The organism is Blastococcus sp. SYSU DS0552 (assembly GCF_054050815.1).
The window spans coordinates 227,687-241,724 of record NZ_JBJHAB010000006.1; the positions used below are offsets into that span (position 1 = coordinate 227,687).

Consider the following 14,038-nt stretch of genomic DNA (forward strand, 5'->3'; position numbering starts at 1 on the left):
GGACCTACCGGGTCCAGCCCTTCCGCGGTGGCCGCTGATGGGCCACGTCTATCTCAGCCGCCGGTTGACGCCTGCCGCCATGGCGGCGGCCGGCGATCTCGGTGTGCCGCTGGTGGTGCACGACGACCCCGACCGGCCTCCCTCGCGCGAGCAGCTGCTGTCCGCGGTGCGGGGTGCCTCCGCGCTCATCACCCTGCTGACCGACCGGGTGGACGGCGAGGTCCTCGACGCCGCCGGACCCGGCCTGCGGATCGTCGCGAACGTCGCCGTCGGCTACGACAACATCGAGGTCGCCGCGGCCCACGCCCAGGGCGTGGTGGTCACCAACACCCCGGGGGTCCTCGACGAGGCGAGCGCGGACTGCGCGTTCGCGCTCGTCCTCGCCACGTCGCGGCGGATCGTCGAGGCCGACCGGTTCATGCGCACGGGCGCCGACTGGATCTGGGGTCCGCAGTCCTTCGTCGGGCTCGACGTCAGTGGTGGAGCCACCCTGGGCATCGTCGGCCTCGGCCGGATCGGCATGGCCGTGGCCCGACGCGCCGCGGCCTTCGGCATGCGGATCCTCGCCACGGGCAGCCGCGCGTCGAGCGACGAGGCGGCGGCGTACGGCGTCGAGCCCGCCGACCTGCGGCGCGTGCTCTCCGAGAGCGACGTCGTGTCGCTGCACTGCCCGCTCACGCCGGCCACCCACCACCTCATCGACGCGGAGAAGCTGGCGACCATGAAGCCGACCGCCATCCTCGTCAACACCGCCCGCGGGCCCGTCGTGGACGAGGCCGCACTCGTCCACGCGCTGGAGAACGGCGTCATCGCCGCGGCAGGTCTCGACGTCTACGAGAACGAACCGCAGGTCCACCCGGGGCTGCGCTCGCTGGAGAACGTGGTGCTCCTGCCGCACATCGCCAGCGCCGGGCTGGCGACCCGCGACGCCATGGGCAGGCTCGCCGTCGACAACGTCCGCGCGGTGCTGGCCGGGGAGGAGCCGCGCACACCCGTTGCCGGGGCGGTCGGTGGCGCGCAGCCCGGGACGACGCCGCCGTGAGGGCCGGCCGGCGGTCAGTTCCCGGGGACGACGACGGCGCGGCCGCGGATCGTGCCCTCGTGCAGCCTCCGGTAGGCCTCCGGCGCCTGGTCGAGCGTGAACCGCTCCACCTCGACGTGGACCGCCCCGGCGCGCGCGAGGTCGAGCACCTCCATGAGCTCCGGTCGCGTGCCCCAGTACGGGGCGCGCACCGAGGCACCCATCGGCGTCGAGAAGAAGCCGGTCGGCAGCAGCCCGCCGCCGATCCCGACGATCTGGATGACGCCGTCCAGCGCGACCGATCTCCGGGCGATCTCCAGGGTCGGCGGCGCCCCGACCATGTCGAACACGACCTGGGCGCCCACCCCGCGGGTCAGCTTCCGGATCTCCGCGACCGCCGACTCGTCCGACGGCAGCGCGCGGTGGGCTCCCACTTCGCGCGCGAGCTTCAGCTTCTGCTCGCTGATGTCCAGCGCGATCACGGTGGCGCCGGTGATCGCGCGCAGGATCTGGATGCCCACGTGGCCGAGCCCGCCGGCGCCGATCACCACGGCCGTGCTCCCGGCGGGCAGCGCACCCAGCGACGAGACGATCGCGTGGTACGGAGTCAGCCCCGCGTCGGTCAGCGACACGGTGGCCACCGGGTCGAGTTCGCCGAGCGGCACCAGGTGCCGGACGTCGTCGACGATCATGTACTCGGCCAGCGCGCCGGGGGAGCCCAGTCCCGGCGGCTGGATGCCCAGCTCCGCGGCCCGGGGACAGTAGTTCTCCGCACCGCGCGCGCAGGCGTGGCAGAGCCCGCAGCCCCACGGCCCGTAGACGGCGACCGGCTCGCCGATCTCGACGCCGGTGGCGCCCTCGCCCAGCGCGTCGACGACGCCCGCGCCCTCGTGCCCGAGGGTGAGCGGCAGCCCGTAGATGTACTGCTCGGCCGGCAGGCTCATGACGAACGCATCGGAGTGGCACAGCCCCGCGGCGGTGACCCGCAGCCGCACCTGGCCGGGACCCGGCTCCGGAGTGGGGACGTCGACGACCTCGGGCTCGCTGCCGATGGTCCGGTACTGCACCGCGCGCATGCTGCTCCTCCGTGGCCGGGACGACGTCCCTCCGGACGCTAGGGCCTCACCATGGCGGACGGCAGGCCGACAGGTCCCGCCCGGGCAGGGGCGGAAGGCCCTGGCACGCACCGACGGCGCCACGAGGCGATGGCGACGATTCCGTTGGGCTCAAGAGCACAGCAGGTCCAGCGCCACCTGTCCGTTGCGGCGAGCGTCCTCGGGGAGGAGCAGCCATGGCGCCGCCGTCGGATCCGCCAGGTGCCGCTGCAGGTGGAGCAGCCGCTTCCGGTCGCTACCCGAGGCGCTGCGCTCCTGGAACGGGTCGACGCACGCGAGCAGGACGGCGGCGTCGGCCAGGTGCCGGTCGCGGTCGCGCGTGTCCGTGAGGTGCGCTGCCGCCTTGAGGATCAGCGCGCCGAAGGCGTCGGGCACGCTGATGGTCGTCGCGGTCACGCCGGTGATCCGCAGCTCGGCGAGCACGGTGCGCCGGAGAGCCTGCGTGCCTCCGGCCACCCGTACCAGGTCGTAGCCGCGGAACCGTTCCAGTGATCGGGGCGGGGCGTGGTCGGCGGCGACCACGTCGACGATGGAGCGAGAACTCCCCGACGTGACCAGGTCGATGATGGCGCCGTCCCGCACGAAGCGGTGCGCGGTTCCCACGCGGGGGTCGATGCTCGGGGCCAGCCGGTATCCGAGCTCCTCGAGGGAGTGGGCCACCTGGGCGGGGCGGCCCTGCCCGGTCTCCACGTGCAGCAGGACGTCGACGTCGTTGGTCGGCCGCACGACCGGCAGGCCCGCGACCGCGCCGTGCAGCTGCACCATCAGCCCGCCGATGAGCGTCCACACTTCGGCCGGCACCACTGCGGCCAGCTCGGCCACATCAGGCCACGGTGGCGCCCATCCGCCGGCCGGCGGCGGTGGCCGGAGTACCTCAGTCACGCAGCTGTCCGAGGGCGCGGTCGAGGATGCGGTGGCCGGTCGAGCGCTCCCGGGGATCGGTGGAACCGGCCAGGTCCAGCGCGGCCAGCACCTGTCGCGGTCCGTGTGCCAGCTCCTCGACGACGTCGATCGGCATGCGGGTCGCCCGCAGCGTGACGCTGCCCGACGGGTCGGCGTCCAGTCGGAAGCGCTGGACGAGGCGCTCCGCGGCGGACTCCTCGACGTACCCGTCGCACCGGTCGGGAGCCGCACTGAGCCCGCCGATGCCCCCGGCAGCGCCCGAGGCGACGACCTCACGGGCCACGCGCTTCAGCGCCTGCGGGTGGGCCCGGTAGCGGTGCACCGTCGCCCGGTTGCGGGTTCGGGCGGCGAGCTCGGTGACGGCCGCTGCGGCCAACGCGGACCGGAGACGCGACCGCTGTGCCTGCCCGATCCACGGCGCCGGACTGCCCTCCAGAAGTGCCACGGCAGCCCAGGCCGTCGGCTCCTCCCAGGCGCGCACCCGGCTGCCCTGACGCTGCGCCATCCACTGGGCCACGGAGTCCGCGTCGACGCGGTCGGTGCCGATCGCGAGCAGGTCACCCCCGGCAACCAGGCGCTGCACGTGCCGGACGGACACGCCCATCCGGTCGGCGGCCTGCTCAGTTGTCATCAGGGGCATACGGACAATGTCGTCACAACGACGCTATCGGTCAAGCTGAATCACGGCCCCGTCGACTCGTGGAGTGCTTCGCTAGGCGACCGCGCGCCCTCATCCGCTCCTTTGGCGTCTTGCGCCGCCACCCGCGCGACGAAGAGTGAGACGACGGCTCCGGTGCCGGCTCGACCGTGAGCAACGGCTTGCCCTCGGGCCGCGCCCTTCGCGGGCTGAGCCCGCGGCTAGGGTCCCGGATCGCCGCCCACCCGAACTGGAGACTCTCGTGCCCTGGACCGACCGCACGCTCCCCACGCCGCTCCCGCGGTCGGCCCGAATGGCCGCCGCGGCGCTGAGCCGGCGGTGGCAGCTGCCCCCGGCCACCCACGAGGTGCGGGTGCTGCGCGGCGTCGACGTCCCGATGCGCGACGGCACCACCCTGCGCGCCGACGTCTACCTGCCGGCGTCGGCCGGTCCGCACCCGACCGTGCTGCTCCGCTCGCCCTACGGCCGCGGCCTCGGGTTCGCCTTCGCGATGACGGTGCCGTACGCCGAGCGCGGCTACGCGGTGGTGGTGCAGAGCGTGCGCGGCACCTTCGGCTCCGGCGGCGAGTTCAGCCCCGTCGTGCACGAGGAGCACGACGGGCAGGACACCGTCGCCTGGCTCCGCGAGCAGCCCTGGTTCGACGGCCGGCTCGCCACCCTCGGCCCCAGCTACCTCGGCTACACGCAATGGGCCCTGGCCCTCGACCCGCCGCCCGAGCTCAAGGCGATGGTGCTGCACATCGGCCCGCACGACCTCGCCCAGGCCGGCATGGTCGACGGTGCCTTCCAGCTCACCAACCTCGCCATCTGGACCGAGCTCGTCGCCCACCAGGAGCGGGTCAGCTTCCTCCGCGGGCTCTACCGGCTGATGACCGCGGAGCGGCGGCTGGCCCCGCACCTCGGCGAGCTGCCGCTGCAGGGCCTGGCCGAGCGCTTCGGCGGCGCCCCGGCCCCGTGGTTCGACGAGTGGCTGGCGCACCCCGACCTGGCCGATTCCTACTGGGACCGCTACCGCGCCACCCCGGCGGTCCACTCGAGCACCGTGCCGACGCTGCTGATCGGCGGCTGGCAGGACTGGTTCGTCGAGCAGACGCTGTACCAGTACGCCGTCCTGCGCGACCGCGGCGTCGACGTCGGCCTCACCCTGGGCCCATGGGCGCACCTCACCATCGACGCCGCCGTCACGACGCCGGAGAGCCTGGCCTGGCTGAACGCCCACCTGCCCGTCGACGGCGCAGCGCCCGTCCCGCAGCGGCCGGGCCGCGTCCGGGTGCACGTCACCGGCGCCCGCACCTGGCGCACCATGCCCGACTGGCCGCCGGCCACCACCGACCGCGCCTGGTACCTCGCTCCGGACGGCCGGCTGGACGACGACGTCCCGACCACGCCGGACGAGCCGACCACCTTCACCTACGACCCGATGGACCCGACCCCGTCGGTCGGCGGGCGGGTGCTCGCCGCCAGCGCCGGCCAGCGGGACAACCGCGAACTGGAGGCGCGCGACGACGTCCGCACCTTCACCACCGCGCCGCTGCGCCGGCCGGTCGAGCTGCTCGGTGGCGCCCGGGTGCGGCTGTTCCACGAGTCCGACAACCCGCACGCCGACGTCTTCGTGCGGTTGTGCGACGTCGGCCCGGACGGTGCGTCGATCAACGTCACCGACCGGCTGGTGCGGCTCGACCCGGCGCCCGGCGAGGAGCCGGTGGCGGGGGAGCGGGTCGTGGAGACGACGCTGCCCGACGTCGCGCACCGCTTCCGCGCCGGGCACCGCATCCGGCTGCAGGTCTCCGGCGGCGCCCACCCGCGCTACGCGCGCAACCTCGGCACGGGAGAGCCGCCCGGCGGGGGCACCCGCGGGGTGCCGGTGACCCACCGCATCTGCCATGGCAGCGCGGCGCCGTCGTCGATCACCCTGCCGATGGGCTGACCCGCGCAGCGGCGAGGCGCTGCAGCGCGGCGGTGAAGCTCTCGTTCCACAGCCCCAGGTGCGGCCAGCGCTCGGCGACGTGCGCCGTCGCCTCTTCGACCGACATCCCCTTCTCCCGCACCAGCCAGCCGCGCAGCACCAGCCCGGTCCGCGACGCCCCGCCGTGGCAGTGCACGAGCAGCCGGTGCCCCTCGGCGTGCAGCGCCGCCATGTCGTCGAGGACGTCGGCCAGCACGGCGTCGAGCCCGGGGTTGTGCTCGGTGTCGGCGATGTGGGCGACCCGGTGCACCGGGTGGCCGAACGGCTCGCCCAGTTTGCAGAGCGAGATGACGGCGAAGTCCCGCTCGCTGAACCGGGCGCCGTCGAGGTTCCCCGCCCAGATGCCCGGCAGCACCTCCGCCGGGCCGATCCGCGGGATCACGCCCGGGTCGTTGGGCACCCACGGCTTGCCGTCGAGCAGCGTCGCCAGCTCCTGCAGGTCGGCCAGCCCCACCCGGTCGCCGGTCCCGGGCGCCCGGCCGTGCACCGCCGACGCCCAGCGCATCGGGATGCCGCCCATGCCGAACACCGCACCGGCCAGCGCCCCGGCGACGCACGCCACCGTGCCGGTGTCCCCGCCCAGGTCGACCCCCAGCCGCAGCACCTCGGCGAAGGACCGCCCGCGCCGCAGCGCCCACACCGCCGCACCGAGCACCGGCTCCACCGCGCCGCCCGGCCCGCCGGCCTGATCAGGCGTCCAGCCCGGCGCGAGCACGGCCGCCCACCGCTGCTCGTCGGCCACCAGGGAGAGCGCGGCGGCGATCGACGCCAGCGGGTCGCCGCCGTCCAGCGCCACCCGCAGCAGCTCGGCGAACAGCACGCAGCCCTCACCGGTCGCCGGGTCGCCGGACGTCAGTGCCGAGATCCGCCGCGCGGCATCCGCGGACGCCGCCGCCCCGGACCGCGCGCCCCAGATCGCCGCCGGTACCGCCAGCGCCAGCGAGCCGTTGCTGCCCGCCGCGACCAGGTCGGCCTCGTCCGGGCCGTCGCGCTCCAGCAGCGACCGGCCGACCAGCAGCGCCCGCTGCGTGCGGTCGGTGAACTCGCCCGGCTCCCGGTCGTCCGGGCCGCCGCACATCTCCGTCCGCGAGCCCCGCGCCGGCTCCGGGAAGCGGGCGGAGAACTGCCCCGGCGCGCCGGCGGCGAACCGCGCCCCGAGCGCGTCACCGACCGCCGAGCCGGCGAGCGCGCCCATGACGCGGTGGCTGCGGTGCATGGACGGCACGTGCACTCCTCGGGACGGCGGAACCGGTCCCAGCATCTCCCGCGGGGCCGTGCGCGGGCCGAGGCGGGCACCCGTTCGCCACAGTCGTCCCGGACGCAACAGCCGACCTGGGCTTTTCCCGCGGGTGCCGTGGCGGGCCCGTTCTGCTCCGTACGCTGGGCGAAACCTCCACGGAAGGACGGCGACGTGAGCAAGCACCTGCTGGACGAGACGGCCGAGTTCAAGATGCCCCGCATCGGTCGGCACGCCGCCCCGGAGACGGGTGAGCTCGAGATCACCCAGCGGCTGGAGCCCGCCGCCGGGCCGCGCCCGGTGCACCGGCCTCGGCCGGACGAGGGCATCCGCGAGCGCTGAGCCACTCGGCGAACCGAGCGACGCTCCTCGAGGTCCGTGAGCGGGTCGATCGCCTCGATCCGCTCATGGACCTCGGCTTCGTCGCCCTGGCCGGGGGCCGGGTGCACGCGGCCGGGCCCGCCGCGCGGACGCTCACCCCGGTGCCCGGCAAGCCGCTGATCCTGCCCCGCGGCCGGCACCACGACCTTGCGGGCGCCGAGGTGCTTTCCGCTCAGAGGTAGCCGCCGGGCCCCTCCTCGCCGCGCCCGGAGCCCGCGCGGTTCTCGCGGACGGCGAACAGCTCTGCCAGCGTCATCGGCCCCTCGGGGACGGCGCCCACACCGCCCAGCCAGCGGCGCGCCTCGGCGGCCGACAGCGGCTCGAAGCCGACCTGGCTCAGGCACCGGCCGGGGCGGGTGATCGCCGGGTGCAGCCGGCCGACGTCCTCGTTGGTGGTGAGCAGCACCAGCACCCGCAGCCCGTGCCCGAGGATGCCGTCGCACAGGTTGAGCAGCCGGCCCAGCGAGGCGCCCCCGCGCGCCTTCGCGTCCGAGCGCAGGTACTCGTCGCAGTCCTCGGCGACCACCAGGCGCCAGGTCCGGTCGTCACGGTTCTCGTTCGCGCCGGCCACGTCCAGCAGGTACTGCGGATCGGCGAACAGCTTCTCCGGGTCCATGACGTAGTGCGTCTGGCACCACGGCGCCCACTCCCGGCCCAGCGCGCGGACCGCCGTCGTCTTGCCCGTCCCGGGAACGCCGTGCCACAGGACGAGCCGGCCGGCCCGGGTGCCGGGGGAGCCCATGGCCACCAGCTCGCCGACCGCGGCCGCCGTCCGCGCCGCGTAATTGCCCGACACCTCGGCCCAGGACGGGGACTCCACCCGCCGGGTCGACATCGACCCCTCCTCGCCCCGCAGCGACCAGAAACGCATCCGCACCGAACCCTCGGGGAGCTGCGCGGCGCGCCGGGCCGCGGCCGCGAGCTCGCCGACCACCGCCTCGACCGCCCCGAGGTCGTCGCCGACGACGCTGATGTCGGTCACCCGGTCGCGTACCTCGATGCGGACGAGCGCTCCGGCGTGCGCGGCGACGACCGTCCGGTCGCCGTCCAGGAGCTGGTCGAGCCGGAGCTCCGCGCCGGGCGGCAGCAGGGACACCGGGTCGTCGACGGTGCCGGCGACCTCGGCGTCGCGGGCGAACCGCAACCCCTCCCACTGGGCGCGGGCGAGCAGGGCGGTGCCCATCTCGCTCAGGTAGCTGAGCCAGAAGTGGGCGGCCAGCCCGCGCTCGTCGTGCGGTCGCTCGGTCACGGGGTCCCTTCTCCGTCGGTGCCAGGCCGGGAACGTACGGGGCGGCACCGACAACGGCCACCGGATTGGGATGCCAGGCTGACCGGGTGCCTCCCGTCCGCAGCTCCGGCGTTCTCCTGTACCGCCGCACCGGCGAGGCGGTCGAGGTGCTGCTCGGCCACATGGGCGGGCCGTTCTGGGCGCGGAAGGACGAGGGCGCCTGGTCGGTCCCCAAGGGCGAGCACGACCCGGCCGAGGACGCCGAGGCCGCCGCGCGTCGTGAGTTCGCCGAGGAGCTGGGCTGCCCGGTGCCGGCCGTGGAGCTGCACCCGCTCGGCGAGGTGCGCGGCCGCAAGCTGCTCGCCGTGTGGGCCGGCGAGGGCGACCTCGACGCCGGGGCGGTCACCAGCAACACCTTCGAGCTGGAGTGGCCGCCGCGGTCGGGCCGGGTGCAGGAGTTCCCGGAGATCGACCGCGCGGCCTGGTTCGACCTCGCCACCGCGCGGGTGAGGATCGTCCGCGGTCAGCTGCCCTTCCTCGACCGGCTGGGCGCGCACCTCGCCGGCTGACCGGCGGTCGGGTCAGCCGGTGCCCTCGGCGGCGATCAGGTCGGTGACCTCCTGCGGAGGTGTCGAGCAGTCGTCGGCCGAGGGCTCCTGGTCCGAGGCCAGCCCCTCGATGCCGACGTCCTCGACCGGCTGGAAGCCGAGCCGCTCGAGGTGCACGGGCACCCGGTTCTGGGCGTTCACCACGTGCGAGCGGGACAGCCAGCCCAGCCCGTCGTCCACCTGGAAGTCCATGCCGCCGCCGGGCGCCCGCTGCACGTGCCCGGGGGAGGGGAGCAGGCCGACCAGCTGCACGGCCTCCGCGGCGGACAGCTCCGCCGGCGGGGAGTCGAAGTAGTACCAGCCGGCCGCGCAGACGCCGTAGATCGTCGGCCCTAACTGGGCGTAGTTGACGTACAGCTCGAGCATCCGGCGGTCGTCGACGAACGCGGCCAGCTCGACGGCCAGGAGGGCCTCGACCCCCTTGCGCCAGGCGCTGAGCTCCTGGTTGAGGAACAGGTTCTTGGCCATCTGCTGCGGGATCGTGGAACCCGAGGGGTCGTCCTCTCCGGAGAGGTGGGCCGTCGCCCGGCTCCACAGCGCGTCCCACTCGAAGGCGCCCGAGCGGTAGGGGAGCTGCGCGTCCTCGTGCGCGATGACCGCGGCGAGGAAGTTCCGGGAGACGTGCTCGACCGGCACCGACTGCTGGATCGCGCCGTCGGGGTTGGCCAGCATGAAGGCCGTCGTGGGCGGGTCCACCCAGCGCAGCGAGAGCACCACCAGCGCCTGGACGACGCCGACCACGGCCAGCACGCGGACGACGCGACGGACCAGCCCCCGGCGACGCCGCGGAGCGCGGTCCCGGCGACCCCGGCGGCCGCGCGGCGGCGGGAGCGGACGCTCGGGCGCGGGCGGGAAGGGGCCCTCCGGCCGGGCCGTCGGGTAGGTACGCCGCGGCTCCTCCCCGGGCCACGGGCGCGGCGGCGGCCCGTACTGCGGCGGTCCGTACGGCGGCTGCCCGTAGGGAGGCTGCTCGTAGGGAGGCTGTCCGTACGGACGCTGCTCGTACCGCGGCGGGCCACCGGCCGGCGGCGGAGCGCCGTACCAGTCGTTGCCCACCGGCGGTGGACGGTCGAACCGGGGACGCCGGGCGGGCTCCGGCTCCGGCTGCGGCAGCGGCTCGGTGGGCCGGCGGCGGAGCCAGCGGGTGGTGCGGCGGTCCGGCGGGACGGGGGCCATGAGGCGGTGCTCCTCAGGTCGGCGTCGAACCGTCATCCTAGGGAGGTTTCCTGTGAGCCCCGTCGACGTCCGGCGTCCCGAGCCCCCGGAACGACCGGACGGGCGAGTCGGTGCGAGGCGGGTCACCCCTGGCGGGGCCTCAAGGTCGGGCGCGGAACGGCCGACGTTCTCCAGGTGAGCCGGTCAGGAGCGCCCGAGGTGGCGACGCTGCGCGTCATGGCGCAGACGCTGGCCATCTTCTACGGCTTCGGCGGCGCCGCCGGGTTGCTCATCGCATCCGGGGCCCAGCCGGGTGCCCGCCGCTCGGTCCTGCTCGCGCTCTCGCTCACCGCGCTGGCAGCGGCGGTCGTCGTCGCCCGGTGGGGCGCCCGGTGGCCGCGCAGGGTCTTCGACGTGGCGGTGGGTGCCGCGGACGTCCTCATCGCCACGGCCGTCGTGGCCAGCCCCGACCCGGTCACCGCGCTGGCCGCCGCCACGCTCATCAGCTTCGTCGTCGTCGACGCGCACCTGTTCTTCACCGGGCGCCAGGCGTGGGCGCACCAGGCTCTCGCGGTAGCGGCCGTCACCGCGTCCCTGCAGGTCTCCGGTGGCGTGCCGCTCACCACCGCGCTGGGCCTGGACGTCGTGCTCGTCGGCCTCGGCGTCGTCATCCGGCGGCTGGTCATCCGCGCCTCGGGCGCCAGCCGTGACCCCCTGACCGGTCTGCGCAACCGGCGCGGCTTCGACGAGGCGCTCGACGAGCTGCTGTCGGAGGCCGGCCGCACCCGCGAGCCGCTGTCGGCGGCGCTGCTCGACGTCGACCACTTCAAGTCGGTCAACGACACCTACGGCCACGAGGCCGGTGACCGCGTGCTGTGCCGGGTCGCCGACGTCTGGCGGGCGCAGCTGCCGGCCGGGGCGGTGCTCGCCCGGCACGGGGGCGACGAGTTCTCGCTGCTGCTGCCCGGCGTCCGCGCCACGACGGCGCTCGCCCTCGTGCGGCGCATCTGCGCGCTGCACCCCGACATCTCGCTCTCCTGCGGGGTGGCCGGCTACTCGTTCGGCGAGAGCGCGTCCCAGCTCATGCGCAGCGCCGACCGCGCCCTCTACGACGCGAAGGTCCTCGGCCGCGGCCGGGCCGAGCTCTTCGAGGGAACCGGGCAGCGAGACGGCGCGATCCGACGGGGCACGCCGCGGGCCTGGTGAGCCCCGGCACGCGTCCTGGCTCACCTGCGGTGGTCCTGGCTCACGGTCGACGCCGAGCCAGGACCCCGAACGATCAGCTCACCTGATCAACATCGCGTCACGGCAGGCCGGCGTGCGGGACGGCGACCTCCGTCGACACCAGCACCGCCTCGCGCACCGGTGCCCGCGTGTGCTCGTAGAAGTCCGGTGCGCAGCACAGCAGCAGCGTGCGGCCGTCGTCCCCACCCAGCGCGCAGGCGTAGACGCCCATGCCGTCCGGTGCGGCGATCTCCTCGACGATCGCGCCACCGGCCGCCACCCGGACCACCCGGGAGTTCAGCCCGTCGGCGACCCAGACGTGCCCCTCGGCGTCGAGCGTGCACCCGTCGGGGGCGACCACCACCTGCCCGATGAGCTCCTCGACCGAGTCGCCCACCGGCAACGGGCCGAGCTCCGCCCACACCCGGCGGCCGCCCAGCGAGCCGTCCGCGGCGATGTCGAATGCCGTGAAGCGGTTGCCCCACGTCTCGCCGACGACCAGCGTGCCGCCGTCCGGGGTGATGACCGAGCCGTTCGGGAAGCGCAGGTCCTCGGCCACCACGGTCACCGTGCCGTCGGGGTCGACCCGCTTCACCGATGCCGGGGCGGGCGCGCCACCGCCCATGAGGTCGAAGCCGAAGTCGCCGACGAACGCCCGGCCGGCGGCGTCGACCACCATGTCGTTGAGGTGCCCGCCGCAGAGCGCGGAGAGGTCGGCGTGCGTGGACACCTCGCCGTCGGCGACCCGGAGCAGCCGGTGGTCCTTCATCGACACCACGAGCAGCGAGCCGTCGGGCAGCCAGCCCAGCCCCGAGGGCTGGTTCTCCACCTCCAGCACGACGGTCTCCCCGCCGCCGGGCGCGACCCGGCTGACGGTGCGCCGGTAGAAGTCCGAGACCCACCACTGCCCGTCGCGCCACCGCGGCCCCTCGAAGTAGGAACCGCCCTCCAGCACCGTCCGGAACCCTCGCGTCGCCATGGCACCGGACGCTACGACGCCGCGGCGCGGCGCACGAGCCGGTCCCGCGCTGTTTCACCGCTCCCCACCTGGGCAGATGCGAAGAATGCGTCGACGGAGAGTGCGCCGGTGATTGTGCGGGGAGTGTTCGAGCGGACCCTGCGGGCGGTCGAGCGCTGGGAGGTCCTCGACGCCCCCAGCTACCCGGTCGAGCACGGCATCTCGCTGACCTTCCTGCTCGCCGGGCGCTATGCCCGGCCGCTGCAGGACCTGCTGCACGGTGTCTGGCTCGGCCACCCGCTGCACCCCGCCCTGGTCACCGTGCCGATCGGGTCGTGGACGGCGGCCCTGGCCCTCGACGCCCTGGACGCCACGGGCCGCGGCGGGCCGGGCTCCGGGGCGGCGGCCCGCACCGCGGTGCGGGTCGGCGTCGCCGGCGCGGTGGCCTCTGCGGCCACCGGGCTCACCGACTGGCAGCACGCCCACGACCAGGCCCGCCGCGTCGGGCTGGTGCACGCCGGGCTGAACAGCGCCGCGCTCGCGCTCTACACCTGGTCGCTGGCCGACCGGGCCCGCGGCCGGGCCGCCCGCGCGCGCGTCACCGCCGCCGCGGGCTACGCGGTCACCGTCGCCAGTGGCTGGCTCGGTGGCGCGCTCTCCTACCGGCACGGGATGGGTACCGACCACGCCGTCCGCAGCTACGAACCGCGGCGCTTCACCGATGCCGCCGCCCTGGCCGACCTGCCCGAGGGCGAGCCGGTGCCGGTGGAGGTCGACGGCATGCCCGTCGTCCTCGTCGCCACCGACGGTGCCGTGCAGGCCGTCGGTGGCCGCTGCCCGCACCAGGGCGGGCCGCTCGGGGAGGGCTGGCTGCACCGCGGCGAGCTGGTCTGCCCCTGGCACGGGTCGCGGTTCGACCTGGCCACCGGTGAGCCGGCCCAGGGCCCCTCCACCGCACCGCTGCCCTGCTTCGACACGCGGGTCCGCGAGGGCCGGGTCGAGGTGCGCCGTCGCGCCGACTGGCGCACGCCCACCGCGATCACCACCGTCCAGGAGGCATCCCGATGAAGGCCGACGAGGTCCTGACCGCCCACCACGACGTGCTGCGCGGGCTGCTGCGCGACCTGGCGGAGACGACCGGCGAGCAGATCGAGCGGCGGGAGGAGCTGCGCGACCGGCTGCTGCGGGAGCTGGAGATCCACACCCAGATCGAGGACGAGCTGTTCTACCCGGCCGTCGTCGACGTCTCGCCGCTGCTCTCCCTCGCCCACGCCGAGCACCGGCAGATCGACGACCAGCTGGCCGCCGTGATGCGCACGGCCCCCGACGACCCGGAGTTCACCACCGAGGTGCGCATGCTGGAGAAGACGCTGCGCCACCACACGATGGAGGAGGAGCAGCGGATGTTCCCCCAGGCGCACGCCCTGGGGGAGGAGCGGCTCGAGCAGCTCGGCGAGCAGCTGCGGGCCCGGCAGCGGGAGCTGGCGGAGTCCGGCGGGATGCGGCTGATCGTGCGGCTCAAGCGGGCGACGCTGCGCCTGGTGTGACCGCCCCGGTGCCCCGGCCGAGGCGGCCGGGGCACCG

15 protein-coding genes are annotated in these 14,038 nt (G+C 75.2%); 8 read left to right on the top strand and 7 right to left on the bottom strand.

Going from position 1 to position 14,038, the window contains the following annotated elements; all coding sequences use genetic code 11:
• Window positions 1-37 precede the first annotated feature (37 nt).
• Window positions 38-1,042, top strand: coding sequence for a 2-hydroxyacid dehydrogenase (locus ACI8AG_RS08500; protein WP_456596681.1), 1,005 nt, complete (start codon window positions 38-40; stop codon window positions 1,040-1,042).
• A gap of 14 nt (window positions 1,043-1,056) precedes the next feature.
• Here ACI8AG_RS08500 and ACI8AG_RS08505 read toward each other — a convergent pair whose 3' ends face one another.
• The 3 genes from ACI8AG_RS08505 to ACI8AG_RS08515 form a co-directional block, all read right to left on the bottom strand.
• Window positions 1,057-2,097 carry an NAD(P)-dependent alcohol dehydrogenase gene (locus tag ACI8AG_RS08505; RefSeq protein ID WP_456596682.1) on the bottom strand — a complete coding sequence of 347 codons (1,041 nt, stop codon included), beginning with the start codon at window positions 2,095-2,097 and terminating at the stop codon, window positions 1,057-1,059.
• 150 nt (window positions 2,098-2,247) lie between these two features.
• Window positions 2,248-2,958, bottom strand: a complete 711-nt coding sequence (locus ACI8AG_RS08510; protein WP_456596683.1) for a hypothetical protein — start codon at window positions 2,956-2,958, stop codon at window positions 2,248-2,250.
• Between the two features lie 52 nt (window positions 2,959-3,010).
• Window positions 3,011-3,670, bottom strand: a complete 660-nt coding sequence (locus ACI8AG_RS08515; RefSeq protein WP_456596684.1) for a type IV toxin-antitoxin system AbiEi family antitoxin — start codon at window positions 3,668-3,670, stop codon at window positions 3,011-3,013.
• 268 nt (window positions 3,671-3,938) lie between these two features.
• Here ACI8AG_RS08515 and ACI8AG_RS08520 point away from each other — a divergent pair, with 268 nt between their 5' ends.
• On the top strand, window positions 3,939-5,624 hold the full coding sequence (locus tag ACI8AG_RS08520; RefSeq protein WP_456596685.1) for a CocE/NonD family hydrolase: 1,686 nt from the start codon (window positions 3,939-3,941) through the stop codon (window positions 5,622-5,624).
• On the opposite strand, the gene ACI8AG_RS08525 is transcribed toward ACI8AG_RS08520, so the two are convergent.
• The gene (locus ACI8AG_RS08525; RefSeq protein ID WP_456596698.1) at window positions 5,605-6,879 is read right to left on the bottom strand and encodes an ADP-ribosylglycohydrolase family protein; all 1,275 of its coding nucleotides are present in this window, start codon (window positions 6,877-6,879) and stop codon (window positions 5,605-5,607) included. The two genes, ACI8AG_RS08520 and ACI8AG_RS08525, sit on opposite strands and share 20 nt — an antisense overlap.
• Window positions 6,880-7,074: 195 nt before the next feature.
• On the opposite strand from ACI8AG_RS08525, the gene ACI8AG_RS08530 reads away from it, so the two are divergent.
• Both ACI8AG_RS08530 and ACI8AG_RS08535 read left to right on the top strand, forming a co-directional pair.
• Window positions 7,075-7,242: a hypothetical protein gene (locus ACI8AG_RS08530; protein WP_456588528.1), complete on the top strand. Its 168-nt coding sequence runs from the start codon at window positions 7,075-7,077 to the stop codon at window positions 7,240-7,242.
• A 65-nt stretch (window positions 7,243-7,307) separates the two neighbouring features.
• Window positions 7,308-7,463: a hypothetical protein gene (locus ACI8AG_RS08535; protein WP_456596686.1), complete on the top strand. Its 156-nt coding sequence runs from the start codon at window positions 7,308-7,310 to the stop codon at window positions 7,461-7,463.
• On the opposite strand, the gene ACI8AG_RS08540 is transcribed toward ACI8AG_RS08535, so the two are convergent.
• Entirely contained in the window at window positions 7,454-8,530 is a 1,077-nt protein-coding gene (locus ACI8AG_RS08540; RefSeq protein WP_456596687.1) for a DUF5925 domain-containing protein, read from the bottom strand. The genes ACI8AG_RS08535 and ACI8AG_RS08540 overlap by 10 nt on opposite strands.
• Window positions 8,531-8,616: 86 nt before the next feature.
• Between ACI8AG_RS08540 and ACI8AG_RS08545 the strand changes: the two genes are divergently transcribed.
• Window positions 8,617-9,078, top strand: a complete 462-nt coding sequence (locus tag ACI8AG_RS08545) for an NUDIX domain-containing protein (protein WP_456596688.1) — start codon at window positions 8,617-8,619, stop codon at window positions 9,076-9,078.
• Between the two features lie 12 nt (window positions 9,079-9,090).
• Here the strand turns inward: ACI8AG_RS08545 and ACI8AG_RS08550 are convergent, their stop codons facing one another.
• A complete protein-coding gene (locus ACI8AG_RS08550; protein WP_456596689.1) occupies window positions 9,091-10,293 on the bottom strand; it encodes a transglycosylase domain-containing protein in 1,203 nt (400 codons plus the stop codon).
• A 174-nt stretch (window positions 10,294-10,467) separates the two neighbouring features.
• On the opposite strand from ACI8AG_RS08550, the gene ACI8AG_RS08555 reads away from it, so the two are divergent.
• Window positions 10,468-11,478, top strand: coding sequence for a diguanylate cyclase domain-containing protein (locus ACI8AG_RS08555; protein WP_456596690.1), 1,011 nt, complete (start codon window positions 10,468-10,470; stop codon window positions 11,476-11,478).
• A gap of 97 nt (window positions 11,479-11,575) precedes the next feature.
• Here the strand turns inward: ACI8AG_RS08555 and ACI8AG_RS08560 are convergent, their stop codons facing one another.
• A complete protein-coding gene (locus ACI8AG_RS08560) occupies window positions 11,576-12,475 on the bottom strand; it encodes an SMP-30/gluconolactonase/LRE family protein (RefSeq protein WP_456596691.1) in 900 nt (299 codons plus the stop codon).
• 108 nt (window positions 12,476-12,583) lie between these two features.
• On the opposite strand from ACI8AG_RS08560, the gene ACI8AG_RS08565 reads away from it, so the two are divergent.
• A complete protein-coding gene (locus tag ACI8AG_RS08565) occupies window positions 12,584-13,522 on the top strand; it encodes a Rieske 2Fe-2S domain-containing protein (protein ID WP_456596692.1) in 939 nt (312 codons plus the stop codon).
• A complete protein-coding gene (locus ACI8AG_RS08570; protein ID WP_456596693.1) occupies window positions 13,519-14,001 on the top strand; it encodes a hemerythrin domain-containing protein in 483 nt (160 codons plus the stop codon). The genes ACI8AG_RS08565 and ACI8AG_RS08570 overlap by 4 nt, the downstream gene beginning before the upstream one ends.
• The last annotated feature ends 37 nt before the right edge of the window (window positions 14,002-14,038 follow it).